24 protein-coding genes are annotated in these 23,311 nt (G+C 68.4%); 14 read left to right on the top strand and 10 right to left on the bottom strand.

Annotation, left to right across the window (positions count from 1 at the left end; translation table 11 throughout):
- Nucleotides 1-3 precede the first annotated feature (3 nt).
- The 3 genes from fabI to BSY19_RS23285 all read right to left on the bottom strand — a co-directional run bounded on the left by fabI (nt 4) and on the right by BSY19_RS23285 (nt 2,452).
- Nucleotides 4-846, bottom strand: coding sequence for an enoyl-ACP reductase FabI (fabI, locus tag BSY19_RS23295; RefSeq protein ID WP_069056240.1), 843 nt, complete (start codon nt 844-846; stop codon nt 4-6).
- A gap of 86 nt (nt 847-932) precedes the next feature.
- Nucleotides 933-1,853 carry a DnaJ C-terminal domain-containing protein gene (locus BSY19_RS23290; RefSeq protein ID WP_069056239.1) on the bottom strand — a complete coding sequence of 307 codons (921 nt, stop codon included), beginning with the start codon at nt 1,851-1,853 and terminating at the stop codon, nt 933-935.
- A gap of 137 nt (nt 1,854-1,990) precedes the next feature.
- The gene (locus BSY19_RS23285; protein WP_069056238.1) at nt 1,991-2,452 is read right to left on the bottom strand and encodes an RT0821/Lpp0805 family surface protein; all 462 of its coding nucleotides are present in this window, start codon (nt 2,450-2,452) and stop codon (nt 1,991-1,993) included.
- A gap of 126 nt (nt 2,453-2,578) precedes the next feature.
- On the opposite strand from BSY19_RS23285, the gene pdxH reads away from it, so the two are divergent.
- From pdxH to BSY19_RS23250, 7 genes are all read left to right on the top strand, one after another.
- Nucleotides 2,579-3,193, top strand: coding sequence for a pyridoxamine 5'-phosphate oxidase (pdxH, locus tag BSY19_RS23280; protein ID WP_069056237.1), 615 nt, complete (start codon nt 2,579-2,581; stop codon nt 3,191-3,193).
- Between the two features lie 68 nt (nt 3,194-3,261).
- On the top strand, nt 3,262-3,984 hold the full coding sequence (locus BSY19_RS23275) for an SDR family NAD(P)-dependent oxidoreductase (protein ID WP_083247974.1): 723 nt from the start codon (nt 3,262-3,264) through the stop codon (nt 3,982-3,984).
- 15 nt (nt 3,985-3,999) lie between these two features.
- Nucleotides 4,000-4,482, top strand: coding sequence for an NUDIX hydrolase (locus BSY19_RS23270; RefSeq protein WP_069056235.1), 483 nt, complete (start codon nt 4,000-4,002; stop codon nt 4,480-4,482).
- Nucleotides 4,479-4,907 (top strand): TIGR02301 family protein, encoded by a 429-nt coding sequence (locus BSY19_RS23265; protein WP_069056234.1) that lies wholly within the window; start codon nt 4,479-4,481, stop codon nt 4,905-4,907. Before BSY19_RS23270 ends, BSY19_RS23265 begins: the two co-directional genes overlap by 4 nt.
- A gap of 216 nt (nt 4,908-5,123) precedes the next feature.
- Nucleotides 5,124-5,393 carry a hypothetical protein gene (locus tag BSY19_RS23260; protein WP_069056233.1) on the top strand — a complete coding sequence of 90 codons (270 nt, stop codon included), beginning with the start codon at nt 5,124-5,126 and terminating at the stop codon, nt 5,391-5,393.
- A gap of 113 nt (nt 5,394-5,506) precedes the next feature.
- Nucleotides 5,507-5,806: a GNAT family N-acetyltransferase gene (locus BSY19_RS23255; protein WP_171905196.1), complete on the top strand. Its 300-nt coding sequence runs from the start codon at nt 5,507-5,509 to the stop codon at nt 5,804-5,806.
- A gap of 34 nt (nt 5,807-5,840) precedes the next feature.
- The gene (locus BSY19_RS23250) at nt 5,841-6,164 is read left to right on the top strand and encodes a hypothetical protein (RefSeq protein WP_069056232.1); all 324 of its coding nucleotides are present in this window, start codon (nt 5,841-5,843) and stop codon (nt 6,162-6,164) included.
- A 31-nt stretch (nt 6,165-6,195) separates the two neighbouring features.
- On the opposite strand, the gene BSY19_RS23245 is transcribed toward BSY19_RS23250, so the two are convergent.
- Both BSY19_RS23245 and BSY19_RS23240 read right to left on the bottom strand, forming a co-directional pair.
- Nucleotides 6,196-7,014 carry a DUF1365 domain-containing protein gene (locus BSY19_RS23245; protein WP_083247793.1) on the bottom strand — a complete coding sequence of 273 codons (819 nt, stop codon included), beginning with the start codon at nt 7,012-7,014 and terminating at the stop codon, nt 6,196-6,198.
- The gene (locus BSY19_RS23240; protein WP_069056231.1) at nt 7,011-8,363 is read right to left on the bottom strand and encodes an NAD(P)/FAD-dependent oxidoreductase; all 1,353 of its coding nucleotides are present in this window, start codon (nt 8,361-8,363) and stop codon (nt 7,011-7,013) included. The genes BSY19_RS23245 and BSY19_RS23240 overlap by 4 nt, the downstream gene beginning before the upstream one ends.
- A gap of 256 nt (nt 8,364-8,619) precedes the next feature.
- Here BSY19_RS23240 and BSY19_RS23235 point away from each other — a divergent pair, with 256 nt between their 5' ends.
- From BSY19_RS23235 to BSY19_RS23220, 4 genes are read left to right on the top strand one after another with little or no spacing between them, the layout of a single operon-like run.
- Nucleotides 8,620-9,162, top strand: coding sequence for a sigma-70 family RNA polymerase sigma factor (locus BSY19_RS23235; protein WP_069056230.1), 543 nt, complete (start codon nt 8,620-8,622; stop codon nt 9,160-9,162).
- Nucleotides 9,159-9,788 carry a ChrR family anti-sigma-E factor gene (locus BSY19_RS23230; RefSeq protein WP_069056229.1) on the top strand — a complete coding sequence of 210 codons (630 nt, stop codon included), beginning with the start codon at nt 9,159-9,161 and terminating at the stop codon, nt 9,786-9,788. The genes BSY19_RS23235 and BSY19_RS23230 overlap by 4 nt, the downstream gene beginning before the upstream one ends.
- The gene (locus BSY19_RS23225) at nt 9,785-10,597 is read left to right on the top strand and encodes a DUF1295 domain-containing protein (protein WP_069056228.1); all 813 of its coding nucleotides are present in this window, start codon (nt 9,785-9,787) and stop codon (nt 10,595-10,597) included. The genes BSY19_RS23230 and BSY19_RS23225 overlap by 4 nt, the downstream gene beginning before the upstream one ends.
- 4 nt (nt 10,598-10,601) lie before the next feature.
- Nucleotides 10,602-11,627 carry an SAM-dependent methyltransferase gene (locus BSY19_RS23220; protein WP_069056227.1) on the top strand — a complete coding sequence of 342 codons (1,026 nt, stop codon included), beginning with the start codon at nt 10,602-10,604 and terminating at the stop codon, nt 11,625-11,627.
- Here the strand turns inward: BSY19_RS23220 and BSY19_RS23215 are convergent.
- Complete coding sequence (locus tag BSY19_RS23215; RefSeq protein WP_069056226.1) at nt 11,624-12,037, bottom strand: DUF2177 family protein; 414 nt, start codon at nt 12,035-12,037, stop codon at nt 11,624-11,626. The two genes, BSY19_RS23220 and BSY19_RS23215, sit on opposite strands and share 4 nt — an antisense overlap.
- 219 nt (nt 12,038-12,256) lie before the next feature.
- On the opposite strand from BSY19_RS23215, the gene BSY19_RS23210 reads away from it, so the two are divergent.
- Nucleotides 12,257-13,510 carry an SAM-dependent methyltransferase gene (locus BSY19_RS23210; RefSeq protein WP_069056225.1) on the top strand — a complete coding sequence of 418 codons (1,254 nt, stop codon included), beginning with the start codon at nt 12,257-12,259 and terminating at the stop codon, nt 13,508-13,510.
- A gap of 31 nt (nt 13,511-13,541) precedes the next feature.
- On the opposite strand, the gene BSY19_RS23205 is transcribed toward BSY19_RS23210, so the two are convergent.
- From BSY19_RS23205 to BSY19_RS23195, 3 genes are all read right to left on the bottom strand, one after another.
- Nucleotides 13,542-17,078 (bottom strand): hybrid sensor histidine kinase/response regulator, encoded by a 3,537-nt coding sequence (locus BSY19_RS23205; RefSeq protein ID WP_069057335.1) that lies wholly within the window; start codon nt 17,076-17,078, stop codon nt 13,542-13,544.
- Nucleotides 17,079-17,242: 164 nt separating this feature from the next.
- Complete coding sequence (locus BSY19_RS23200) at nt 17,243-17,938, bottom strand: N-acyl amino acid synthase FeeM domain-containing protein (protein ID WP_150129704.1); 696 nt, start codon at nt 17,936-17,938, stop codon at nt 17,243-17,245.
- Nucleotides 17,939-18,143: 205 nt separating this feature from the next.
- Nucleotides 18,144-20,477 carry a putative bifunctional diguanylate cyclase/phosphodiesterase gene (locus tag BSY19_RS23195; RefSeq protein WP_069056223.1) on the bottom strand — a complete coding sequence of 778 codons (2,334 nt, stop codon included), beginning with the start codon at nt 20,475-20,477 and terminating at the stop codon, nt 18,144-18,146.
- Between the two features lie 187 nt (nt 20,478-20,664).
- On the opposite strand from BSY19_RS23195, the gene BSY19_RS23190 reads away from it, so the two are divergent.
- Nucleotides 20,665-20,934, top strand: a complete 270-nt coding sequence (locus tag BSY19_RS23190) for a hypothetical protein (RefSeq protein ID WP_069056222.1) — start codon at nt 20,665-20,667, stop codon at nt 20,932-20,934.
- Here BSY19_RS23190 and pepT read toward each other — a convergent pair.
- The gene (gene pepT / locus BSY19_RS23185; protein ID WP_069057334.1) at nt 20,927-22,165 is read right to left on the bottom strand and encodes a peptidase T; all 1,239 of its coding nucleotides are present in this window, start codon (nt 22,163-22,165) and stop codon (nt 20,927-20,929) included. The genes BSY19_RS23190 and pepT overlap by 8 nt on opposite strands.
- A gap of 265 nt (nt 22,166-22,430) precedes the next feature.
- On the opposite strand from pepT, the gene BSY19_RS23180 reads away from it, so the two are divergent.
- On the top strand, nt 22,431-23,204 hold the full coding sequence (locus tag BSY19_RS23180; RefSeq protein WP_069056221.1) for a ferredoxin--NADP reductase: 774 nt from the start codon (nt 22,431-22,433) through the stop codon (nt 23,202-23,204).
- Nucleotides 23,205-23,311: the final 107 nt, after the last annotated feature.

The raw sequence follows: 23,311 nt of genomic DNA, 5'->3' as shown, positions 1-23,311 counted from the left end.
GCCTCAATCGGCCTTGTCGAGGGTGATGTCCGGCGCCGTCGGCACCTTCATGCCGACGACATGGTAGCCGGCGTCGACATGCAGGATCTCGCCGGTGATGCCGCGCGACATGTCGGAGACGAGGAACACGGCGGTCTCACCGACCTCCTCGATCGTCACGGTGCGGCGCAGCGGCGAGTTGTATTCGTTCCAGCGCAGGATGTAGCGGAAATCGCCGATGCCGGAGGCCGCGAGCGTCTTGATCGGCCCGGCTGAGATCGCATTGACGCGGATCTTCGAGGGGCCGAGATCGGCGGCGAGGTACTGCACGCTCGACTCGAGCGCGGCCTTCGCGACGCCCATGACGTTGTAATGCGGCATCCACTTCTCGGCGCCATAATAGGTCAGCGTCAGCATGGCGCCGCCATCGGTCATCAGCTTCTCGGCGCGCTGGGTGACGGCGGTGAAGGAGTAGCAGGAGATCAGCAGCGACTTGGTGAAGTTCGCTTCGGTGGTCTCGACATAGCGGCCGGTCAACTCGTCCTTGTCGGAGAAGGCGATGCAGTGGACGACGAAGTCGAGCTTGCCCCAGAGCTTCTCGACCTCGGCGAAGACGGCGTCGATCGTGGCGGAATCGGTGACGTCGCAATGGCCGACGACATGGCCGCCGACTTCCTTGGCCAGCGGCTCGACGCGCTTCTTGAGCGCGTCGCCCTGGTAGGTGAAGGCGAGTTCGGCACCCGCGTCGGCCGCCGCCTTGGCGATGCCCCAGGCAATCGAGCGGTTGTTGGCGACACCCATGACGAGGCCGCGCTTGCCCTTGAGAAGATTGGCCGTCGGCCGGGCGAGGGCGTTGGAATCAGGCATCGGGAACCCGCAAACTGGAAAAGACGAGGCCGTCTCTTAGAGCATGGCGGCGCCAGTGGGAACCGGCTTTGCCGGAAGCCGAGGGCTCACGGCGTGCGGGCCTTCATCAACGCCAGCAGCTCGGCATCGCTCTCCGGCATCTCGATATCGATCGAAACGAACAGATCGCCGACCGTGTCGCCCTCGCCCTTGAGGCCCTTGCCACGCAGGCGGAAGGACCGGGTGGTGCCGGTCAGCGGCGGAATCTTCATCTCGACCGCACCGGTGAGCGTCGGCACATGCACCTCGCCGCCGAGAACGGCGCGCGCCAGCGGGACGGGGACGCGAATCCGCAGGTCGTTGCCCTCGACGGTGAAGCGCGAATCCGGCTTGATCTTGATCGTCATCAACACGTCGCCGGCCTGGCCCGAGAACGGGTCGGTCGGGCCGAGGCCGCGCAGGCGCATGACCTTGCCGTCGGCGACGCCCTCGGGGATCGTGACCTCGACCTCGCGGCCGCTCGGCAGCCGCACGCGGCGTGTCGCGCCGGTCGCGGCCTGGGCCAGCGTCACCTCCAGCGTGAAGCTCTGCTCCGGCGGCTTGGGGGCCTCGGCGCGGGTTCGTCCCGCCCGGCGCGCGGCGTCGCCGAAGAGAGAGCCGAAGATGTCGGACGGGTCGAAGCCGGCGCCCGCGCCGCCACCGGCGCCGAAGGGGTTGCTGCCGCCGCCCTGGCCGAAGTTGAACTCGAAGCCGCCGGCCCGGCCACCGCGGCCCGCGCCCATGCCCTCGAAGCCGGAGAACTTCGGCTTGCCCTCGCCATCGATCTCGCCGCGATCGAACTGCTTGCGCTTGGTCTCGTCGCCGAGGATCTCATAGGCGCCGTTCAGTTCCGCGAAGCGGTCCTGCGCCTTCGGATCGTCCTGGTTGCGGTCGGGATGCAGATCCTTGGCGCGGCGGCGATAGGCCTTCTTGATCTCCGCCTCGCTCGCCGTGCGGGCGACGCCCAGAATCTGATACGGGTCGCGCATCGATGAACCCCATGTGGCACTGGCGACCGGCCCGCCGGGACACGCGCCGGAGGCCAGCCTGATCGTCGAGCCTTATCTGGGAATGGTGTGGCCTGAGTGCAACAGCCGGCGCGGCAGATCGATGGCGCCTCAGGCGATCAGCCCGTGCCCTTCCAGGGAGCGACGTCCTTGACGGCCCATTCGCCGCCCGAAGGCCGGCAGGCCGTGCCCTGCAGCTTCGCGGGTTTCGTCTGGGTCTGGACCTGGGCGATGAAGGCGCGGCAGATCTCGTCGGCCCGCAGGAAGGGGCCGCCGACGGGAATGAAGGAGCCCTTCACGCCACTCTGGGGATTGTCCCAGGAGACGGCGGCGCCGTTGCCCTGCGGGTCGAGCGCGACCGCCATCGCGCCTTCGGCGCGGCGCAGGTCTTCGGGGCCGAGTTCGGAGGTCAGCGAGGCGAGGGCGCCGGGCCTGCTGGCGCCGCGCGCGGGCAGCACCGAGGAGGTCGTGACGATCTCGTCCTCGGCCTTGCTCGACAGTCCCAGAATGGGAAAGGACACCGAGCAGCCGGCGCCGGCCAGGGCCAGAACCAGAGCCGCGCCAAGGCTGCGCAGGCGCATGACGCGGCTGCGCTGCGGAAGGCTTTGGGACGGCCGCCAGCCTGTCCTATATAGTCGCTCGGTCAGGTCCGGTATCACCGCTCGCGCTCGCCCAAACGCAGTGCTTCATTCGCCGAGGATTAGAACGTGGAACAGTTAACGAGCGGTGACTTCACCCAGGAACAGGACCCGTTCGCGCTGTTCGAGACCTGGTTCGCGGAGGCCAAAAAGAGCGAGCCGAACGATCCGAACGCGATGGCGCTCTCGACGGTCGATGCGGAGGGCATGCCCAACAGCCGGATGGTGCTGCTCAACGGGCGCGACGGCGAGGATTTCGTCTTCTACACCAACACCCAGAGCCAGAAGGGCGAGGAGCTGCTGGCCCAGCCCAAGGCGGCGCTGCTGTTCCACTGGAAGAGCCTGCGCCGGCAGGTCCGCATTCGCGGTGCCGTGACGGTCGTCAGCGACGAGATGGCCGACGCCTATTTCCAGTCGCGCCCGCGCGACAGCCGCATCGGTGCCTGGGCCTCGCAGCAATCGCGGCCGCTGGAGAGCCGTTTCGCCCTGGAAAAGGCGGTCGCGATCCAGGCGGCGAAGTTCGGCGTCGGCACGATCCCGCGCCCGCCGCACTGGACCGGCTTCCGCATCAGCCCGGTCTATCTCGAGTTCTGGCGGGACGGGGCCTTCCGTCTGCACGATCGCGTCGTCTTCCGCCGCGGCGAGGTCGGCGAGCCCTGGGCGCGCGCCCGCCTTTATCCTTGAGGATCGATAGTCCGATGGCGATGCCGAAATTCGACTTTCCCAAGACCGAGCCCGGCAAGCGGCCGGTGATGCTGCTCACGGGGGCCAGCCGCGGCATCGGCCATGCCACGGTGATGCAGTTCGCCATGGCGGGCTGGCGCATCCTGTCCTGCTCGCGCCAGGCCTTCTCCGACAAGTGCCCCTGGCCGTCGGGCGCCGACGATCATGTCCAGATCGATCTCGGCGACCCCGAGGACACGATGCGCGGCATCGCCGAGATCAAGCGCCGGCTGGCGGCCGAGGGCGGCAAGCTCAACGCGCTCGTCAACAATGCCGGCATCTCGCCGAAGGGGCCGAAGGGCGCCAGGCTCGGCGCGGCGACGACCTCCTTCAACGACTGGCACAAGGTCTTCCAGGTCAATTTCTTCGCGCCGATCATGCTGGCGCGCGGCCTGCTCGACGAGCTGACGGCGGCCAAGGGCACGATCGTCAACGTCACCTCGATCGCGGGATCGCGCGTCCACCCCTTCGCGGGGGCCGCCTATGCGACCTCGAAGGCGGCGCTGGCCAGCCTGACGCGCGAGATGGCCTCGGATTTCGGCCCCCTCGGCATTCGCGTGAACTCGATCTCGCCTGGCGAGATCGACACCGCGATCCTCTCACCCGGCACCGAGAAGATCGTCGCGACCTTGCCGCTCGGGCGGCTCGGCCGGACGGAGGAGGTCGCCCGCGCGATCCATTTCCTCTGCACGGATGCGTCGAGCTACGTCACCGGCGCGGAGCTGCACATCAATGGCGGCCAGCACGTATGATCCAGGCCGACTGAGATGAGCGGCGACGGCGGCCAGGTCATCCGCTTTCCGGCGCCGGGCAAGGCCCCGGCGCGCCCGGTTCTGGCGGCGTCCGTGGCCGTGTTCCGCGATGGCAAGGTGCTGCTCGCGACGCGCACCAAGCCTCCGGCGGACCGGCTCTGGTCGCTGCCCGGCGGCAAGGTCGAGGCCGGCGAGACCCTTGAACAGGCCGCCCTGCGCGAACTGGAGGAAGAGGTCGGCGTCCGGGCGCGCATCATCGGCTTCAACCGCCATGTCGAGATCTTCGGGCGCGACGCGCTGGGCGCCGTCACCCATCATTTCGTCGTGGCCTCCTTCGTTGGCGAATGGCTGTCGGGCGAACCGCAGCCCGGACCCGAAGCCGGGGCCGTGATGTGGGCCGATCCGCTCAGGCTCGGCGGATTGCCGACGACGCGGGACCTGGGAGAGGTCCTGCGGCAGGCGAGAGCGATCTTGCTCCAGGCCGGGGAGGGCGCATGAGGCGGGCGGTACTCGGCCTGCTCGCGTTGCTGGTGGCTGCGCCCTGGGGCGCCGCCCCTGCACAGCAGCGCACCCCGCCGGCCGCGAAGCCGGCCGAGCCTGCGCCTGCGCCCGAACCGCCGCCGCCGCCCTACGAGCCGCAATTGCTGAAGCTCGCCGAGATCATGGGCTCGCTCGCCTATCTGCGGACGCTGTGCGGTGGCAAGGAGGCCCAGGACTGGCGCGACCGGATGGCGGCGCTGGTCGAGGCGGAGGGTCGGACGCCCGCGCGCCGCGAGCGGCTGACCAGCGCCTACAACCGCGGCTTCCGCGCCTATTCGCTGACGCACCGGGCCTGCACCGACGGCAGCCAGGAGGCGTCGACGCGGCTGGCGGGGGAGGGCGAGCGCCTCGCCCGGGCCCTGGCCGGCCGCTATGGCGGATAGGTGACAGCGCTGCGCGAACTGCTTTCGTTCGGAGGATTCGCGCGGCCGCGTTAACCTTTCCTAAAGGGGGTGGTAGCGTCCCGCTCTGGCACGCCCTATGGTTACGGTGTGTCCGGCTCCGGTCGTCGAGAGCCGAAACTGGCACAGTTCGCGACATCAGCGCGGGCGGTGCGCGACAAGAAGCCGATCAAAGCAAGCCGTAGAGTCCTCGCCTTCATGTCCATAATCTCCGACGACCTGCCGCTCGACCTCGTCTCGACCGATGACAGCCACGACGCCCGTCGCGTCGCCTATGGCTATGTCGAGGACGCCTTCGCTGAAGCGCAGCAGGATGGGCTCGACAGCGACGCGCTGGCGCATGCCGCGCTGTTTGCAGCCTTCCGCACGCTCGTCGAGACCTATGGCGAGGAGGCGACCGCGATCTTCGCCGAGGGGCTCGCCGACAAGGTCCGCACCGGGGCCTTCAGCAGCGGCACCCGTCACTGACGCGACTCGGCAGGCGGGCGATCGCCCTGACCGGAACCGGCATCGACCTATCCGGTTGAACTCCGGCGACGTGGCACCGACATAAGGTCGGCACAGTCGCAGCAGAGGTTTTCATGGATAGGGTGCAGGGCGCCGACGGTCCGGTGGTCGAGAATGCCACGGCCGGGCGCTTCGAACTGGCGTTTCCCGGCGGACAGGCCTTCGCCGTCTATCGCCGCGACGGGGACAGGCTGATCGTCACGCATACGGAAGTCCCTCCCGCCTTCAACGGCCAGGGCATCGGCTCGCTGCTGGTGCGGGGCCTGTTCGAGCAGGCGCGGGCGAGCGGACGGCGGGTCGTGCCGGCCTGCTCCTTCGTCGCCGCCTGGGCGCGCCGCCACCCCGAATTCGCCGACGTGCTGACATCCCGGTGATGACCGAGACGCCGATCGCCGCAGGGCACGGGGCATGAGCTCCTCGCAGCCCCTCTCCAGCGCGCAGCAGCAACTGCGCGCGGCCTTCAAGAGGCTGGAGCGCCTGCTGCCGGGCAGGGTCGCCTCATCGCTGCGCTGGCTGCGCCACCCGGCCTCGCGCTGGGCGCGGCTGCCGGTCGGGCTCGTCCTGATCCTCGGCGGCGTGTTTTCATTCCTGCCGGTGCTGGGCGTCTGGATGCTGCCGCTCGGCCTGATGCTGATTGCGTCCGACGTGCCGTTCCTGCGGCGGCCGATGGCCCGGTTCACGATGTGGATCATCGACCGGATCGAGCATTCGCAGGCGAAGCGGCGCCGCTAGCCGGTGCGAGATGCGCCTGCTGGCGCCTTTTTCACGTCGGCGAGGACCCGATGGCCGCGGAGGGGGCGGCGGGCGCCACGCGGCCCAGCGTGACGTTGGGCTCCACGGGCGCGGGATGGGGAAAGAACGGGATCCGCTTCAGGACCAGGCGCAGCGCGTGCCAGTGGATCGCGAGCGTCACCTTCAAGGTCAGCAGCGGATGGCTCGCCAGGAGTCCCAGCAGGGTGCTGTCCGAGATGTCACGCCGCTTGCCGCTCATGGTGGCGGCGATCAGGCGCCCGCCCGCATCGGACCCGTCGATCGAGACGGACATCGTCTCGCCCGGCGGGACGACGTGGAAGCGATAGTGCATGTCGAGCCCCATGAAGGGCGAAACATGGAAGCGCTTCTCGGCCTCCTGAGCCACCATGCGGGCCTCGCCCGCAGCGGGCGCGACATAGCTGTGGGTCTCGCCGAAGGTGTTGTGGACCTCGTAGACGATCGCCATCAGCTCGCCGTCGCGGCGGTGGCAGAACCAGGTGCTGAGCGGGTTGAAGGCATAGCCAAGGATGCGTGGCATCGTCAGCAGGCGCAGCGGCCCGCCATCGGGCTCGAGTCCGGCCTGCCTGAGCAGCGCCTCGATCTGCGGCCGGAGCGGTGCGCCGCTGCGGTCGCCATAATCCGCGTCGCGGAAGGCGTAGAGGTTGAAACGGTTGCGCGAGAACCAGCGCAGCCGTCCCGCGAGCGTGTCGATCTCGTCGAGGTCGAGCAGCATCCAGAAGACGCGATAGGCGAGCTTGTGCGCGCGCGGCCGCGTCCGCAGATGCCGGACGATGCCGACATAGAGTGCGGAGGCGGCCTGGCCGATCATGCTGCCTGTTCCAGAGCCGTGGCGAGCGGCGTGCGGACGATCCTGCCGGATTCCTCGGCGACGTTCCAGGGCCGGCGCACGCCGCCGAGGTCCTCGGCCACCGCCAGGCCCGCCTGCAGCCCGTCCTCATGAAAGCCGGAGCCGAAATGGGCGCCGCAGAACCAGGTGTTGCGGCCGCCCTGGAGCGACCAGAGGTGCTCCTGCGCGGCCAGCGCCGGTCCGTCGAAGATCGGGTGCTCATACATCTCGTCGCGCAGGACGGTCTCGGGCGCCAGATCGCGGGGCGGGTTCAGCGTCACGAAGAGCGGCTTCTCGGTCTCGAGGCCCTGCAGACGGTTCATCCAGTAGGTCACCGCGCAGGGCGCGTCGGGCGCCGTCCGGTCGCCGAGATGGTTCCAGCTCGCCCAGGCGCTGCGGCGGCGCGGCATCAGGGTCTCGTCGCTGTGCAGGATGGCCCGGTTGCGGCTGTAGCGGAAGGCGCCAAGCAGGGCCCGCTCCTCCGCCGAGGGGTCGGACAGCATCGCCAGGGCCTGGTCGGCATGGGCTGCGATCACGACATGGTCGAAGCTCCGTGGCGCGCCCTCCGCCGTCTCCAGCACGACGCCATCGGCCGTGCGCGCGACGCTGAGCACGGCGTTGCCGGTGCAGATCTCTCCGGAAAAGGCGGCCCGCAGCTTCTCGACATAGGAGCGGCTGCCGCCCTCGACCGTGCGCCAGACCGGCCGGTTGGTCAGCTTCAGCAGGCCGTGATTGTGGTGGAAGCGGATGAAGGCGGCCGCGGGATAGGCCAGGATCTCGTTGCAAGGGGCCGACCAGATCGCCGCGGCCATGGGCAGGAGATGATCCTCGCGGAAGGGTACGCCATAGCGGCCGGCATCGAGATAGTCGCCGAGCGACTGGCTGCTGGCGGACTGGGCCAGCGCATCCTGCGTCGCCTGCGAATAGAAGCGTCGCAGGTCGCTCAGCATCGACCAGAAGCGCGGGCTGAGCAGGTTGCGGCGCTGGGCGAACAGGCCCGACAGGCTGGTGCCGCTGTATTCGAGGCGCCCCTCGTCGAGCGAGACGGCAAAGGACATCTCGGTCGCCTTCGTCGCCACGCCGAGATGGGCCATCAGCGCCTTGAAGTTCGGATAGGTCGCCTCGTTGTAGACGATGAAGCCGGTGTCCACCGCCACGCTGGCCCCGCTCGTCTGGGGAACGTCGACGGTGTTGGCATGGCCGCCGAGGCGCGTCGCGCTTTCGTAGAGCGTGACGTCATGGGCCTGCGACAGCAGCCAGGCCGAGGACAGTCCGGCGATGCCGGAGCCGACGACTGCGATCTCGAGGCGTTTATGGAGGGAGCCGTGCATGAACCGACCTGTGTCGCGATGTTTCGTCACGGGTACGAACGGCTCCCGGCTTCGGTTCAGTCTTTATGAGGACGGCGACAGGTGCTAGCCGGTCTGACAGCCGGCTTCCATTCGCGGAGGGCGGTTGAGTTGACGGTGCTCTGATCCAGATGCGGACCGGCTGCGTAAAGCGGTCATGTTCGCAACGTCCGAGACAGCCAGCACGACACGACCTCCGGCTCCGGCCGGGGTGCGGAGAGGTTCGACCAGCGTTCCCATGGATGCAGACGCTCTCGTTCAGGCCATCGCGTCATCTGCCGACCGGCGCGCCTTCGCGCAGCTGTTCGAGCATTTCGCGCCGCGCGTGAAGGGCCTGCTGATGCGTGGTGGCACGCCACCCGATCTGGCAGAGGAACTGGCCCAGGAAACGCTGATGACGGTGTGGCGCAAGGCCGCCCTGTTCGACCCTGCCAAGGCCGGGGCCAGCACCTGGATCGCGACGATCGCGCGCAATCTCAGGATCGACCATGCCCGCCGCGAGAAGCGCTCGCGGCTGTCGCAGGTCTATGAGATTCTGGAGGAAGAAGAGGGTCCGGAGCAGCCCGATGCGGTGCTCTCCGGGTCGGAGCGGGACTCCCGGGTGCGTGTGGCACTCAAGGGGTTGTCCAAAGAGCAATACCGGGTCGTGGAACTCGCGTTCCTCGAGGGGTTCAGCCATCAGGATGTCGCCCAAAGGCTTTCGATCCCCCTCGGGACGGTGAAATCGCGACTGCGGCTCGCGATGGCGCATCTGCGCCGGCATCTGGAGGATCTGCGATGAACGCCCGGCATCTTGCGTCGGACGAAACCTTGGCCGGATTTGCCGCTGGGCGCCTCGATGAGGGCATGTCGCTCGTGGTTGCCGCGCATCTGGAAATCAATGCGGCTTCGGCGAAGGCACTCCGCGAGATCGAGGCCGTCGGCGGTGGCGTGCTCGCCCAGGGCGAGGCCGTGCCGATGCTGACCTCGCCCGAGGATGCGCTGGCCAGGCTCGATCGCGAGTCGGAGGGGGCATCGGTTCCGGCCCGGCCGATCGAGATCGGCCTGCCGCGGATCCTTCAGCCCTATGATCTCGGCCGCTGGCATCCGATCGGCCGGGGCGTGGCGATGCGCCGCGTCCATGTGCCCGGCGCACAGGCGCGGGTCTTCATGCTGCGCGCCGCGCCGGGGACCTGGCTGCCCGAGCATCGCCATACCGGCAACGAGTGGACGACGATTCTCGCCGGCGCCTACGAGCACGAATATGGCCGGTTCGGCCGCGGCGATTTCGACGAGGCGAACGAGAACCACGAGCATCACCCGCATGTCGACCCGGTCGAGGGCTGCACCTGCATCGTCGCCCTGACAGGAGAGGTGAAGTTCCGCGGCTGGCTTGGGCGCCTGCTGCAACCGCTGGTGCGGCTGTGACACTCGCCTCCTTCGGCCTGGCGCTGGCGACCGTCGCGGCCCTCATGGCCGCCGCCATGACGATCGCCTGGCTGGTCGAGCGGCGCACCGGCAATTCCGGCTGGATCGACGCGGTCTGGACCTTCGGCCTCGGGACGACCGGCGTGGTCGCCGCGCTGCTGCCGTTCGGGGACGGGCCGATGTCGCGGCGCCTGCTGGTCGCAGCGCTTGCCGCAGCCTGGGCGCTGCGGCTCGGGCTGCATGTCGCCTCCCGCACGCGTGGCATCTCGGACGATCCGCGCTACGCCAAGCTGAAGCGCGACTGGGGGGCCGACAAGGACCGCCAGATGTTCCGCTTCATGATGATGCAGGCCCTGGCCAGTTCGCCGCTCGCCATCGCCATCGTGCTGGCGGCGCACAACCCGGCTCCTGGGCTCGGGCTGCAGGACCTGATCGGCGTGCTGATCTTCGCCATCGGCGTCGGTGGCGGGGCCGTGGCCGACCGCCAGCTACGCGCCTTCGCGGGCAATCCGGCCAACAAGGGCCGGATCTGCGATACGGGTCTGTGGGCCTGGTCGCGGCACCCGAACTACTTCTTCGAATGCGTGTTGTGGGCCGCCTATCCCGTCATCGCGATTGCGCTCTCCGGTTATGCCTACGGCTTCGTGGCCGTGCTGGCGCCGCTGGCGATGACGCTGCTGCTCACCAGGATCTCCGGCATTCCGCCGCTGGAGGAGCACATGGTCGCCAAGCATGGCGAGGCCTACCGCGCCTATCAGCGCCGGACGAGCGCGCTGCTGCCATGGCCGCCCGCCGCCAAAGAGGCCTGACGTCATGGGTGTCCTGCAGAACCTCGGAGACTGGGGCGAGCGGCTGCCTCTGCCCGATTTCGTCACCCGTGCCGGCATCGCGACGCTGGTCGGCCGGACGGATCGCCGGCTGCGGCAAGCCGACGTCCAGCCGGACAGCGCCTTCGTCCGCGAGATGGCGGATTTTCCGATCGCCCAGCACGCCGACGCCGCCAACCAGCAGCACTACGAGGTCCCAGCCGCCTTTTTTCAGGCGGTGCTCGGCGCCCGGCGCAAGTACTCGTCCTGCTATTACGAAACGGCGCAGACCACGCTCGACGAGGCCGAGGTCAAGGCACTCGAGCTCACGCTCGCGCATGCCGATCTAGAGGACGGGCAGCGCATTCTCGAACTGGGCTGCGGCTGGGGCTCGCTCTCCCTGTTCATGGCCGAGCGGCTGCCGCGGGCCGAGATCGTCTCGGTCTCGAACTCGGCCTCGCAGCGGGCCTTCATCGAGGGCGAGATCGCGGCGCGCGGGCTGAGCAATCTGCGGATCGTCACCGCCGACATGAACAGCTTCGCCTGCGAGGGCGGGTTCGACCGGATTGTCTCGGTCGAGATGTTCGAGCACATGGCCAACTGGACGGAGCTCCTGTCACGCGCCCGGGGCTGGCTGAAGCCGGAGGGACGGCTCTTCCTGCACGTCTTCACGCATCGCACGGCGTGCTATCGCTTCGACGTCGACGACAAGTCGGACTGGATCGCCCAGCATTTCTTCACCGGCGGTCTGATGCCGAGCCGCACGCTCGTCCATGGCTTTCCCGGGCTGTTCGCCGTCGAGCAGGAATGGCACTGGAGCGGGGAGCATTACCGCCGCACCGCCGAGGACTGGCTGACCAATTTCGACCGCAATTTGGCGGTGATCGACCCGATCCTCGCCGAGGTTTACGGCCCGGATGCCGCGCTCTGGCGTCGCCGTTGGCGCCTCTTCTTCCTCGCGACGAGCGGGCTGTTCGGCTCCGCCGCCGGCGAATCCTGGGGCGTCGGCCATTATCGGCTGCGGCCGGCCTAGAGCCAGCCCCAGCCCCGCATCGTCAGGACGCCGGCATAGGCAGCGAGCGTCGACAGAGCCGAAACCACCGTTCCGTAGACCAGATCGGCGATCGTGATCGTCAGCGTCCAGCGGCGCAGGGTGGCGTAGTTCGTCAGATCATAGGTGCCATAGGCGAGCAGGCCGAGCAGGCCGCCATTGACGAAGGCCGCCATCGCCGAACCGGCCTGCAACGCGGGCATGAGGGCGAAATGGATGAGCCCAGCCGGGAAGGCGAAATAAAACAGCAGCGCCGGTGCCCATCGGATCCCGTCGAGCAGCGCATCGCCCAGGGTCGGCCGGTAGAGACGGCCGGCCATGACTGACAGCCAGATCGCGTCGATGACGCCGAAAACGAGCAGGAAGACGAGATAACCAGCGATGAAAGTCATGACGGTCTCCGGCTGACGACGAAGCCTTACGACGACGGCCCGGCGACGGATCGCACGGGCTTGCGATGGGCCTCACTGGACGATGCCGCGGCAAATCTGTTTGCTTGCCTGCAGCGTATGGAAAGGAAAACCCCGAACGGTGGTGGGGGCGCGGCGATGTTGCGCCTGCGACCAACGCCGAGACAGGGCCAGCGTTCCAGAAGGGTCGGTCGGAGAGCCATGACGACAAGAGAGACGCATCAGCACACCCTCGACCGGCCGAGCCGCGACTGGAGCCTCGGGCTGTCTCGCGCCTTCCTGGCGAAGCTGATGGCGCGTCTGGCGCGGGGCCGGCTGACGGTGGTGACGCCCGACGGCTCCGTTCTGGTGCAGCAGGCGCCCGAGCCCGGGCCCGAGGCCGTGATCGTGCTGAAGCGCTGGCGGGCGATCCGCCGGCTCGTGCTGCAGAGCGACATCGGCTTTGCGCGTGCCTATTGCGACGGCGATTTCAGCAGCCCCGACATGACGGCGGTGATCGAGCTCGCGGCGGTGAACGACCATACGCTGCGGGCGATGATCTCGGGAAGCTGGCCCGCGCGGGTCATGACGCGGATGCTGCATCTCGGCCGCGCCAACACGCGCCGCGGCAGCAAGCGCAACATCACGGCGCATTACGACCTGGGCAATGCCTTCTATGCGCAGTGGCTCGACGAGAGCATGACCTATTCCTCGGCGCTCTACACCCAGCCCGGCCAGACGCTGGAGGAGGCGCAGGCCGCCAAGCTCGACCTCATCGTCGAGCGGCTGCAGCTCAAGGGCGGCGAGCGCGTGCTGGAAATCGGCTGCGGCTGGGGCGCGCTGGCCGAGCGGCTGGCGCGCGAAGGCTGCCATGTCACGGGGATCACGCTGTCACCCTCGCAGCTCGCCTATGCGCAGCAGCGGATCGCGGCTGCGGGCCTGTCCGAGCGGGTCGATCTAAGGCTGCAGGACTACCGCGACACGACCGGTCAGTTCGACCGCATCGTCTCGATCGAGATGATCGAGGCCGTTGGCCGCGAATTCTGGCCGAGCTATTTCGCGACGCTGCGCAACTGCCTGAAGCCCGACGGGCGGATTGTGCTGCAGGCGATCACCATCGAGGACAGCCGCTTCGCCTCCTATGCCAGCGGGGCGGACTTCATCCAGCATTACATCTTCCCCGGCGGGCTGCTGCCGTCGCCGACCGCCATGCGCGAGCAGATCGCCGCCGCCGGGCTGAACCTCGCCGATCGGTTCAGCTTCGGCGAGAGCTATGCGCTGACGCTGCAGGAGTGGCGCCGACGCTTCCTGATCCGGTGGCAGTCGATCGGGCCGCTGGGGTTCGACGAGCCGTTCCGCCGACTCTGGGAGTTCTACCTCTGCTACTGCGAGGGCGGGTTCCGCAGCGCGGCGACCGATGTCGGCCTGTTCGCGATCACGCTCAAGGACGGGCCGGGCGACGCGGCCACGGCCTGAGGGTCAGGTTGCGCCGGCGCCGGCCAGGGCCTCAGCCGCTGGTCTGCGCTGCGACGACCTTGGCGATGGCGGCTGCGATGTCCCAGGACTGGTAGGGCTTCACCACCAGCGCCGTGCGGTCGTTGGTCTCCGCCCCTTCGACCCGCGAGTGCCCGGTGGCGTAGATCACCGGCAATGCCGGGCGCGTTTCGCGCGCCTTCGCGACGAGGTCCGTGCCCGGCATGTCGGGCAGGCCGACATCGGTCAGCAGCAGGTCGATGTCGCCCTTCTCCAGCATGGTGAGCGCATCGCGCGCCGTGCCCGTCTCGATGACCGCGTGGCCGAGATCCTCGATCATGTCGACGGTGGCCATGGCGATGAGCGCATCATCCTCGCAGAGCAGGACCGTCAGCTTGCGCTCCGGAGCCATGGCGGGCTGCGTCGGGGGCGGGGCCGCGAGCGCCTGTTGGCGCTGCGCGGCATTGGCAAACTGGTGGCGCACCTTCCGGGCCAGCTGCTCGAGCGAATAGGGCTTGCTCAACAGCTCGACGCCCTCGTCCAGCCGCCCCTCGTGGACGATCGAGTTCTCGGTGTAGCCGGAGGTGAACAGGACCCTGATGTGGGGAAGCCGCTCCACCGCCCGGCGCGCCAGCTCCGTGCTCTTCATCGGGCCCGGCATCACCACATCGGTGAAGAGCAGATCGATCGGGATGCCGCTCTCGACGATGGCGAGCGCCGACGTCGCGTCGGGTGCCTGCAAAACGCGGTAGCCCAGATCCGACAGCGTCTCGATCACCGTCTCGCGAACGCCGCGGTCATCCTCGACGACGAGGATGGTTTCGGCGCCGCCGGTCACGGGCCCGGTGTCGTAGGGGGCGATGTCGTCCTCCGCCTCGGCCGAGCGCGGGAGATAGAGGCGGATCGTCGTGCCCTCGCCGGGCTCGCTGTAGATCTTCACATGGCCGCCGGACTGCTTGACGAAGCCATAGACCATGGAGAGGCCGAGACCGGTGCCCTTGCCTTCGGGCTTGGTGCTGAAGAAGGGGTCGAAGACCTTGTCGACGATCTCGTGCGGGATGCCGACGCCGGTATCAGTGACGGCCAGCATGACGTAGCGCCCCGGGGTGACATCGGGATGGGCGCGGGCGTAGGCGCTGTCGAGGACCGCATTGCCGGCCTCGATCGTCAGCCTGCCGCTGCCGTTCATCGCATCGCGGGCGTTGATGGCGAGGTTGAGCAGCGCGTTCTCGACATTGCCGGGATCGACGAGGGTGTTCCACAGGCCGCCCGCAACCACGCTTTCGATCTCGATGGTTTCGCCCAGGGCACGCCGGAGCATCTCGTCCATGCCCCGGATGAGCTTGCCGAGGTTGAGCACCTTCGGGGCCAGCGGCTGGCGCCGGCCGAAGGCGAGCAGCTGGGAGGCGAGGCGCGAGCCGCGGGCGACGCCCTCCATCGCGTTGCGGATGCGGCGCTCCGCCTGGTCATTGCCGGCGAGGTCGCGCGCGAGGAGCTGCAGATTGCCGCTGACGACCTGCAGCAGGTTGTTGAAGTCGTGCGCCACGCCGCCGGTGAGCTGGCCGATCGCCTCCATCTTCTGGGCCTGCCGCAACGCGGCCTCGCTGCTCGCGAGCGCGGCGGCGGCCTCGGTCTCGGCGGTGATGTCGCGGCCGAAGGCATAGATCGTTTCGCCATCGGGGATGCTGGTCCAGGCAATGCGGCGCCGTTCGCCGTCCCGGGTCAGGAGCACGCTCTCCGAGCTCATGATCGAGGAGCCATTGGCGACGCGCGCCAGCCGGGCCGAGGCGGCCTCGCGATCAGGCGGTTCGACGAAGTCGACGATGCTGCGCCCGACGGTCTCTTCCGGCAGCCAGCCGAGCACCTTGTTGAAGGTCGGGTTGGCGGCCGCGATGATGCCATCCCGCGTCGCGACGACCTTCAGCACTGGCGACAGGTTCCAGATCCGGTCGCGATCGCGCGTGGCGCGCCGTTCCTCGGTGATGTCACGGCCGATGGCATGGATGCGCCCCGCATCGGGAACCGCCGTCCAGTCGAGCAGACGATAGTCGCCCGTCCGTGAGCGATAGCGGTTCTCGAAGGCGAGCGTGGTCGCGCCCTGCGACAGCCTGCCGAGCTCGGCAATGGTCCGGGCGAGGTCGTCGGGGTGGATGAAGGTGGCGAGCGACTGGCCCACCATGTCGCACTCGCTCCAGCCCAGCAGCCGTTCCGCCGAGGGGTTCACCGCCGTGATGACGCCCGCGTAGTCGCAAACGAGCATCAGCTCCTGCGACAGCGTCCAGAGGCGGTCGCGGTCGCGCGCGGTCTCGACCTCCGCCAGCTTCTGCTCGTGGATGTCGGTGTTGGTGCCGATCCACCGAATGATCTCGCCGGATTCGGCGCGGATCGGCACGGCCCGCACGAGATGCCAGCGGTCCTGGCCGGCTGCGTTGCGGATGCGGAATTCGGTCTGGTAGGCCTCGCCCGAGGCGAGAGCCTCCTGCCACTGCACGATCGCCATCTCCCGATCGTCGGGGTGGACGATCTCGAGCCAGCGCGCGCCGAGCAGTTCCTGCGGTTCGCGGCCGCTGTATTCGGCGACGCGCTCGTTGAACCAGTCGAGCAGGCCGTTGGCGGGGGCCGTCCAGACATGGTTGGGCATCGCCTGGGCGAAGCCGCGGAACTGCGCCTCGCTCGTGCGGATCGCTTCCTGTGCGACGATGCGCTCGGTCACGTCGATGCCGTCGACGAAGATGCCGGTGACGGCGCCGGTAGCGTCTGTGATCGGCTGGAAGACGAAGTCGACGAAGCGGGTCTGCGGCGCGCTGCCGTCGGATGGCTGCAGGACGAAGCGGGCGCCGGCCGTGCGATAGGCCCGTCCGCTTTCGAAGGCCTCGTCGAGAATGCGCAGATAGCCCTGCGCCACGGCATCGGGCAAAGCCTCGGCCACCGTCCGGCCGAGCACCTCGCGATGGCTGACCAGCTGCTGATAGGCCTCGTTGACGAGGGTGAAGCGATGCTCCGGCCCTTCCAGCATCGCCATGAAGGAGGGCGCCTGCTCGTACATCTGCTGGAGGCGAAGGCGCTCGTCACGCAGCTGCCGATCGGCGCGGACCTTCTCGGTGGTCTCCACCACGATGGCGACGACGCCGAGCGGGCTGCCGTCCTCGTCGAGGATGGGAGAGTAATCGAGGTTCATCCAGACCTGAGCCGGCCCCGCGCCGCGGTTCAGGGTCAGTTCCTGATCCTTGTAGGACAGGGTCCGGCCCTCGCCGAAGACGGTGCGGACGACATGGTCGTTGAAATCCGCCACCTCGGGCCAGCCCTTGCGGACCTCCGACCCCAGCAAGGCGGGGTGTCGCGCGCCGGCGAAACCGGAATAGGCGTCGTTGTAGATCATCAGGCCGGGCTCGCCCCAGAGCGTCACGATCGGCAGGGGCGAGCGCAGAATCATGCCGACGATCGAGGTCACCGCCGCGGGCCATTGCGCGATCGGGCCGAGGCTGGTCGCAGACCAGTCGAACGCATGGATCAGACTTGCGAGTTCGCCCTCGGCCTGGAGAAACGGCGGGACCGGTGCTGGGTCGGGCATGAACATCCGCTCGTCAGGCTCGTCGCGCCGACTGAGGCACGCACTTCGCGCGCCAGTCGGCCTCGAAGCGCTCAAGGTCTAGAGCATCGACGGAAGCGGGGGAAATCCGTTTTTTGCAGATGCCCTTCGCGTCGGCGCGCGGAACGGGAAGCGACTTTCCGCGTTCAGGTCCGAATCGGCTGAGCCCGGTTGGCCGCTGCCGCCGGCAGCCAGGTCAGCGGATTCGTGCCGAAAATCGTCGCGCGTTCGTCCTCGCGGGCGCGGAAGAAGGGGTAGAGCGTTTCGACGCGCGAGACGGCCCTGGGAAAGTCGAGCTGCGACAGCATGACCGGCTTGGCAAGGCCGGGATACAGCCGCGGCGGGCTGACCACGGTGTTGCCCCAGAGGCGTCGGTAGAACGGGTAGTGCTCGGGCCGGACCGCCGCGAGCATCACGTCCGCTTCGAACTGCTCCATGGCGAGCCAGGGCAGGCGCAGGGTGAGATAGGCGAGTTCCGGCAGCTCCCGCGACCAGCGCGCATCGGCGACGAAGCGCGTGGGGTCCACGAGCACGCGCCCGGCCTCGATCTGGGGCAGCACGGTGTCGGGGAAGACCTGCGCGGTCGGAATCTGCGGCAGGCCGGGGACGGTGACGCTGAGACGGATCGCGCCCGCCAGTTCGTCATCGGCATAGACGCCGAAGATCAGGCAGTTGGGCTGGTCGTCGACGGGGTCGGTGAAGCGCTCGTCCTCACTGGCGGCGATCGCACCCTCGCGCAGATAGGCCCGGTAGCGCAGGTTGAAGACCTGCTCCCGGTCCTCGCGCGACAGGGCCTGGCGATAGTCGACCCGCTCGAGCGCCCGCATGACGCGATCGTTCAAGGACGATCCCTGGTGAGCGACGGCTTGGACCATGATGTGACCGGTGATGGTTAACTGAAGTTAACCATCGTCTTGCGATCACGGGAGCGTCAAGGCGCGGGCTGCCCAAGTTTCTGGCTGCCGTTAGGTCGTTCGGATCAGATTGCGCGCCACTGCGACGAAGATGTGACGCTCGGCAGGCGCGATGCCGCGACGGTCGTCGATCTCAGCGGAGGCCCCGGCGCAGCGGCAGCCGCTCGACCTTGGCTGTCAGCGAGCGCGCCGCGAAGGCGGTGATCAGGTCTCGCACCAGCGGCGTCGGCTGCGGGCGGGCGAGGAGATAGCCCTGAACCTCGTCGATCGCCCCCATCTTGGCGAGATTGTCGAGCTGTTCGGCCGTCTCCACACCCTCGGCCACCACCGTCAGACCGAGTTCCTTGCACAGCCGGGCAATGCCGACGAGCAGCGTCTGGTCCTTCTGCGTCTCGCGCCGGCCGGAGACGAAGGAGCGGTCGATCTTGATCTTCTGCAGGGGGAAGGACTGCAGATAGCTCAGGCTGGAATAGCCCGTGCCGAAATCGTCCAGCGAGATACGGACGCCCATTTCCCGCAAGCGCACCAGGATCGAGAGCGCCTGCGCATCATCCTGCATCAGGGCCGACTCGGTCAGCTCGATGACGAGGCGCGACCCATCGAGGCCGCTGCGCCCGAGTGCCCCGGCGACGTCCTCGATGATCGCGTCGCCACGGAAGTGGATGGCCGAGATGTTGACCGCCACCGACACGCTGTCGGGCCAGAGCATGGCCTCGCGACAGGCCTTGTCGAGCACCACGCAGCCGATCTGCGTGATCAGGCCGACCTCTTCGGCGATTCCGATGAAGTCACCCGGGGCGACGATGCCGCGTTCGGGGTGGCGCCAGCGCAGCAGGGCCTCGCAGCTGGTGATCCGCCCCGTGCCGATGGCGACGATGGGCTGGTAGAAGAGTTCGAACTGGTCCTGGGCCAGGGCTTCGCGCAGGTCGAGTTCGACGATGCGGCGCGCGCGCGCCACCTCGATCATGCTGCTGTCGTAGAAGCGCGCGCACGCCCGCCCGCTCGATTTCGCATCATAGAGGGCGAGATCGGCGTTGCGGATGACGATGTCGGGGTCGCGGCCATCGTCGGGGCTGATGGCGATGCCCATGCTCGCGCTGCTGACGATCGCATTGCCCTCGATCTCGTAGGGCTGGAGCAGGCTGGCGCTGACCCGCGCCGTGATGGCCTCCAGCCTGGCGCGGTCGGTCACGTCCGGGATCACGACCACGAACTCGTCGCCACCGAGCCGGGCGATCAGCGAGGCACCATCGAGCAGGGCCGTGAGACGCCTGGCCACCTCGACCAGCAGTGCGTCGCCGCAGGGGTGGCCCAGCGTGTCGTTGATCTTCTTGAAGTGATCGAGGTCGATGAACAGGATCGCGAAACTCTTGCCGGCTTCGCCGATCAGCGACTGGAGATGAGCCTTCAGCAGGCTGCGATTGGGCAGGCTGGTCAGCGGGTCGTAGAGCGCGAGCTGGCGGATCGTGTCCTCTTGCTGGCGCTGTTCGGTGATGTCCTCGATCACGACGACGGTGCCGGTGGCGCCCGAGGCGCGGAAGGTGAGTTCAAGGATGCGGCCACTGGCGAGGGTCGTGGTCAGCCGTGCCTCGCTGTGATCCCGCAGGGCGAGACGGGCTGCCAGGACCAGACTGCGAAGCTGGGTGCTGCCGATCAGTCCGGCGCGCCGGCAGCGGACCAGGAAGCGCCCGATGCGGCGGCCGGGTTCCGCCAGACCGGCCGGCAGCCCGACGATCGCCGGCAGGCGGCGGTTGACCAGCGACAGCATGCCGTTCTGGTCGAACATGCACAGGCCATGCGCCATGTTGTCGAGCGCGGCCTCCAGGCGGGCCGCGAGCAGCCGCTCATGCTTGGCCGAGACCACCGCAGTGGTCAGTGTGGCCCGCAGCTTGTCGGCGATGGTCTTGAAGCTCAGCAGGAAGGGCGCAAGCACGCAGGCCACGATCGCATAATGGCTGTTGCCACCGAGCGTCAGGCCCGCGAGCAGCGGCACGCCTGCAAAGCTCAACTGGGTCATCACCAGCATGCGGCTGCCGTAATTGCGGCCGGCGACGCCGATCATGTTGGCCAGCGTCATCGAGAAGGCGAGGAGCTGGACCGGCGGGCTGGCCTGCAGCGCGAAGGTGAGGAACGACCAGAGGCCGAGGACGAAGACGTAGATCGAGGAGAAGACGGTGTAGCGGATTTCCCAGCGCGTCGCTTCGCGCGGATCGCGGATCTGCTTGGCGGCGACCCGGAACTGCGCGACGTCCGCGGCCCGGACCAGGGCGAGGGCCAGCAGGACAAAGGCGCAGCCATAGAAGGCGGGATGACCCGTCATGAAGCCCGTGACGAAGGCGGCCAGAACCGTCCCGCTCGACCCGACGATCAGCGTGCGCGGGTCGGCATAGAGCGACCGGACCAGCGATACGTAGACCTCGTCGCGCAATCCCTGATCGATGACGCGATGGGAGGTTTTGGTGGGCATGGGTCGTCCCTGAGGGCCACGGTCTCCGGCAGCATCGTCGGCCGTGGTTAAAATGCCGTTGTATTAGGCGAAGGCTCGCGATGAGCGATTCCGTGGCCGTCAGGCCACCCGGGTTAACGCGCCGGTGAGGCTTTGCGTTGCAGGCTCGTCTCGGCGTCTCTACGTCAACCGCCCGGACACCCGATCGATGAGCCTCAGCCGCGAACTGTCCCCGAAGCCGGGCCGCACGGTCCCGGCACTGCCCTGCGCGAGCTGTCTCTGCGACTTCGGCGAGGCCTCGGGCATGGCCGGCGCCTCTTCCTGTCCGCTGAAGATCGGCCTGCTGCGGCGGCTGGCCGATGGCCGCGGCGCGGCAATGGCGGCAGAGGCGTCCTGCGCCGCCTATGTCGCGGGCTTCGCGGACGAGCCTGCCATCGGCGAGATCTGGGCGGCCGGGTTCGGTCGCAGCCTCAGCTGAGAGGCTCCGTTCCCGCCGGCTCCCTGCACAGGGCCCGCGCGACCGCGAATGCGGTTTCGAATGCGGGAACCGGCAGGAATTCGAAGCGCGAGTGGAAGTTGTAGGCGCCGGTGAAGAAGTTCGGCGTGGGCAGGCCCCGCGCCGACAGCGCCGCGCCATCCGTGCCGCCGCGCATCGGGATCAGCTTCGGCTCGATCTTCAGTTCGGCCATCGCTGCCAGCAGCCGATCGACGCTGCGACGATCATCGCCCAGGCTGTCGGAGATGTTGCCATAGGTGTCGGTGACGCTGCAGGAGACGCGCCCCGTCGGATAGCGGGCGGCAATCGCGTCCGCGACTTCGGCAACCTTGCGCTTGCGGCGGGCAAAGCTCTCCCGGTCGAAGTCGCGGATGGCGAGCTTGAGATGGGCCTGGCTGGCATGCGCCGTCAGCTCGATGAACCAGACATAGCCTTCGCGGCCCTCGGTGTGCTCCGGCGTCTCGGCGCGGTCGAAGGCCGCGATGAAATCATGGGCCATCAGCAGCGGGTTGACCATCACGCCCTTGGCCGACATCGGATGGGCGCTGACGCCGGTGAAGACGATCTCGCCGGCCGCCGCGTTGAAATTCTCGATCACCACCTCGCCGACCTCGCAGCTGTCGATCGTGTAGGCGAAGTCGCAGGGGAATCGCGCAAGATCGAGGGCCTTGGCACCGCGCAGCCCGATCTCCTCATCGGGAACAAAGGCGACGGCGATGTCGCCATGGGCGTCATCCGGGCCGAGCGTCGCCAGCAGCGTCATGACGATGGCGATGGCGGCCTTGTTGTCGGCTCCCAGAACGCTGGTGCCGTCGCCGAACAGGATGTCGGCGCCGCTCCAGCGCGCGATCTCGGGATGATCAGCGACCCGCAGCCAGATGTCCTGCTCGTGGTTGAGGCAGAGATCGTCGCCCTCGAAGCGCAGGATCTGCGGCCGGATGACCGGGGACAGGCCGGCATCGACGGTGTCGAGATGGGCGATAAAGCCGATCCGCGGTGCGCCCGGACGGTTGCCGCGCTTCACCGCCGTGACGGTGGCGTGGTCGTCGACGACGACGTCGGCGAGGCCGAGCGCGCGCAGTTCCCCGGCCAGCAGATCGGCCAGGCGCTGCTGGCCCGGCGTCGTCGGCAGCGTCGTCCCCTTGGCGTCGCTCTGGCTCTCGACCGCGACATAGCGGAGGAAGCGTTCGATCAGCTGGGCGCGGATGGTCATGGTCGCTCCGGTGTCGCTCGCTTTGTCCCTGCGGCGCGCATCCGACATAGCGGAGGTTCGGCGCCGGGGCGACCCACGCGGGGCGCGCGGGCCCGGGCGAGGGCGGCAGGCTGCGCCATTTGCAAGTCCCCTGAGCAAAGATGGCGCCATCGCAGGCAGGGAACGGCTTGCCTTCCGCGCCGGCTTCGCAGAGGAGTGGCCGCGCACCGCCGGACGGCCTCGCCCCGCGATGCGGAACGCAACGGGCTGCACGGAAGACGCGAGCATGAGCAACCAGTTTGTCGAGAAGGTCCTGTCGGTCCATCACTGGAACGATACGCTGTTCAGCTTCCGCACCACCCGCAATCCCGCCTTCCGCTTCGAGGCCGGCCAGTTCGCGATGATCGGCCTGATGGTCGAGGGGCGCCCGCTGCTGCGCGCCTACAGCATGGCCTGCGCGCCCTATGACGAGGAACTCGAATTCCTCAGCATCAAGGTGCCGAACGGCCCGCTGACCTCGCGGCTGCAAAAGATCGTGCCCGGCGACGAGATCCTGATTGGCCGCAAGGCCACCGGCACGCTGCTTCATGACAATCTGGTACCCGGCCGCAACCTGTATTTCCTGTCGACCGGCACCGGGCTTGCGCCCTTCATGAGCCTGATCCGCGATCCGGCGACCTATGAACGCTTCGAGAAGGTGGTGCTGGTCCATGGTGTGCGGCTGGTCTCGGAGCTGGCCTACGAGACCTTCATCCGCGAGGAGCTGCCGGCCGACGAGCTGATCGGCGAGATGGTCGCCAGCCAGCTGATCTATCACCCGACCGTGACCCGCGAGGAGTACCGCAACCGCGGCCGCGTGACCGAGCTGTTCGCCTCGCCGGACTGGTTCGCCTCGCTCGGCCTGCCGGTCGCCGATGCCGAGAGCGACCGCGTCATGCTCTGCGGCAGCCCGGCGATGCTGGCGGACATGAAGGTCCAGCTCGAGGGACGCGGCTTCGTCGAGGGCTCGAGCTCGACGCCGGCGACCTATGTGGTGGAGCGCGCCTTCGTCGAGAAGTGACCTCAGGGGAGGCGGTCGGGTTGCCTCTGCCTTAGGCAGCCGACGCGATTTCGGCCTTGAAGCGATCGGTCGGGCGTGATGACCTGCGCCCCGTCTCGCCTGCGCTC

The organism is Bosea sp. RAC05, from assembly GCF_001713455.1.
GTDB lineage: Bacteria > Pseudomonadota > Alphaproteobacteria > Rhizobiales > Beijerinckiaceae > Allobosea.
Note: the sequence above shows the minus strand (reverse complement) of the source record. Positions and strands in the feature narration are given on the sequence as shown.

Bases quoted from the DNA above. Each gene is read 5' to 3' on its own strand.
- fabI (WP_069056240.1), bottom strand. From the start codon at position 846: ATGCCTGATTCCAACGCCCTCGCCCGGCCGACGGCCAATCTTCTCAAG.
- BSY19_RS23290 (WP_069056239.1), bottom strand. From the start codon at position 1,853: ATGCGCGACCCGTATCAGATTCTGGGCGTCGCCCGCACGGCGAGCGAG.
- BSY19_RS23285 (WP_069056238.1), bottom strand. From the start codon at position 2,452: ATGCGCCTGCGCAGCCTTGGCGCGGCTCTGGTTCTGGCCCTGGCCGGC.
- BSY19_RS23275 (WP_083247974.1), top strand. From the start codon at position 3,262: ATGCTGCTCACGGGGGCCAGCCGCGGCATCGGCCATGCCACGGTGATG.
- BSY19_RS23270 (WP_069056235.1), top strand. From the start codon at position 4,000: ATGAGCGGCGACGGCGGCCAGGTCATCCGCTTTCCGGCGCCGGGCAAG.
- BSY19_RS23265 (WP_069056234.1), top strand. From the start codon at position 4,479: ATGAGGCGGGCGGTACTCGGCCTGCTCGCGTTGCTGGTGGCTGCGCCC.
- BSY19_RS23260 (WP_069056233.1), top strand. From the start codon at position 5,124: ATGTCCATAATCTCCGACGACCTGCCGCTCGACCTCGTCTCGACCGAT.
- BSY19_RS23255 (WP_171905196.1), top strand. From the start codon at position 5,507: ATGGATAGGGTGCAGGGCGCCGACGGTCCGGTGGTCGAGAATGCCACG.
- BSY19_RS23250 (WP_069056232.1), top strand. From the start codon at position 5,841: ATGAGCTCCTCGCAGCCCCTCTCCAGCGCGCAGCAGCAACTGCGCGCG.
- BSY19_RS23245 (WP_083247793.1), bottom strand. From the start codon at position 7,014: ATGATCGGCCAGGCCGCCTCCGCACTCTATGTCGGCATCGTCCGGCAT.
- BSY19_RS23240 (WP_069056231.1), bottom strand. From the start codon at position 8,363: ATGCACGGCTCCCTCCATAAACGCCTCGAGATCGCAGTCGTCGGCTCC.
- BSY19_RS23235 (WP_069056230.1), top strand. From the start codon at position 8,620: ATGGATGCAGACGCTCTCGTTCAGGCCATCGCGTCATCTGCCGACCGG.
- BSY19_RS23230 (WP_069056229.1), top strand. From the start codon at position 9,159: ATGAACGCCCGGCATCTTGCGTCGGACGAAACCTTGGCCGGATTTGCC.
- BSY19_RS23220 (WP_069056227.1), top strand. From the start codon at position 10,602: ATGGGTGTCCTGCAGAACCTCGGAGACTGGGGCGAGCGGCTGCCTCTG.
- BSY19_RS23215 (WP_069056226.1), bottom strand. From the start codon at position 12,037: ATGACTTTCATCGCTGGTTATCTCGTCTTCCTGCTCGTTTTCGGCGTC.
- BSY19_RS23210 (WP_069056225.1), top strand. From the start codon at position 12,257: ATGACGACAAGAGAGACGCATCAGCACACCCTCGACCGGCCGAGCCGC.
- BSY19_RS23205 (WP_069057335.1), bottom strand. From the start codon at position 17,078: ATGCCCGACCCAGCACCGGTCCCGCCGTTTCTCCAGGCCGAGGGCGAA.
- BSY19_RS23195 (WP_069056223.1), bottom strand. From the start codon at position 20,477: ATGCCCACCAAAACCTCCCATCGCGTCATCGATCAGGGATTGCGCGAC.
- BSY19_RS23190 (WP_069056222.1), top strand. From the start codon at position 20,665: ATGAGCCTCAGCCGCGAACTGTCCCCGAAGCCGGGCCGCACGGTCCCG.
- pepT (WP_069057334.1), bottom strand. From the start codon at position 22,165: ATGACCATCCGCGCCCAGCTGATCGAACGCTTCCTCCGCTATGTCGCG.
- BSY19_RS23180 (WP_069056221.1), top strand. From the start codon at position 22,431: ATGAGCAACCAGTTTGTCGAGAAGGTCCTGTCGGTCCATCACTGGAAC.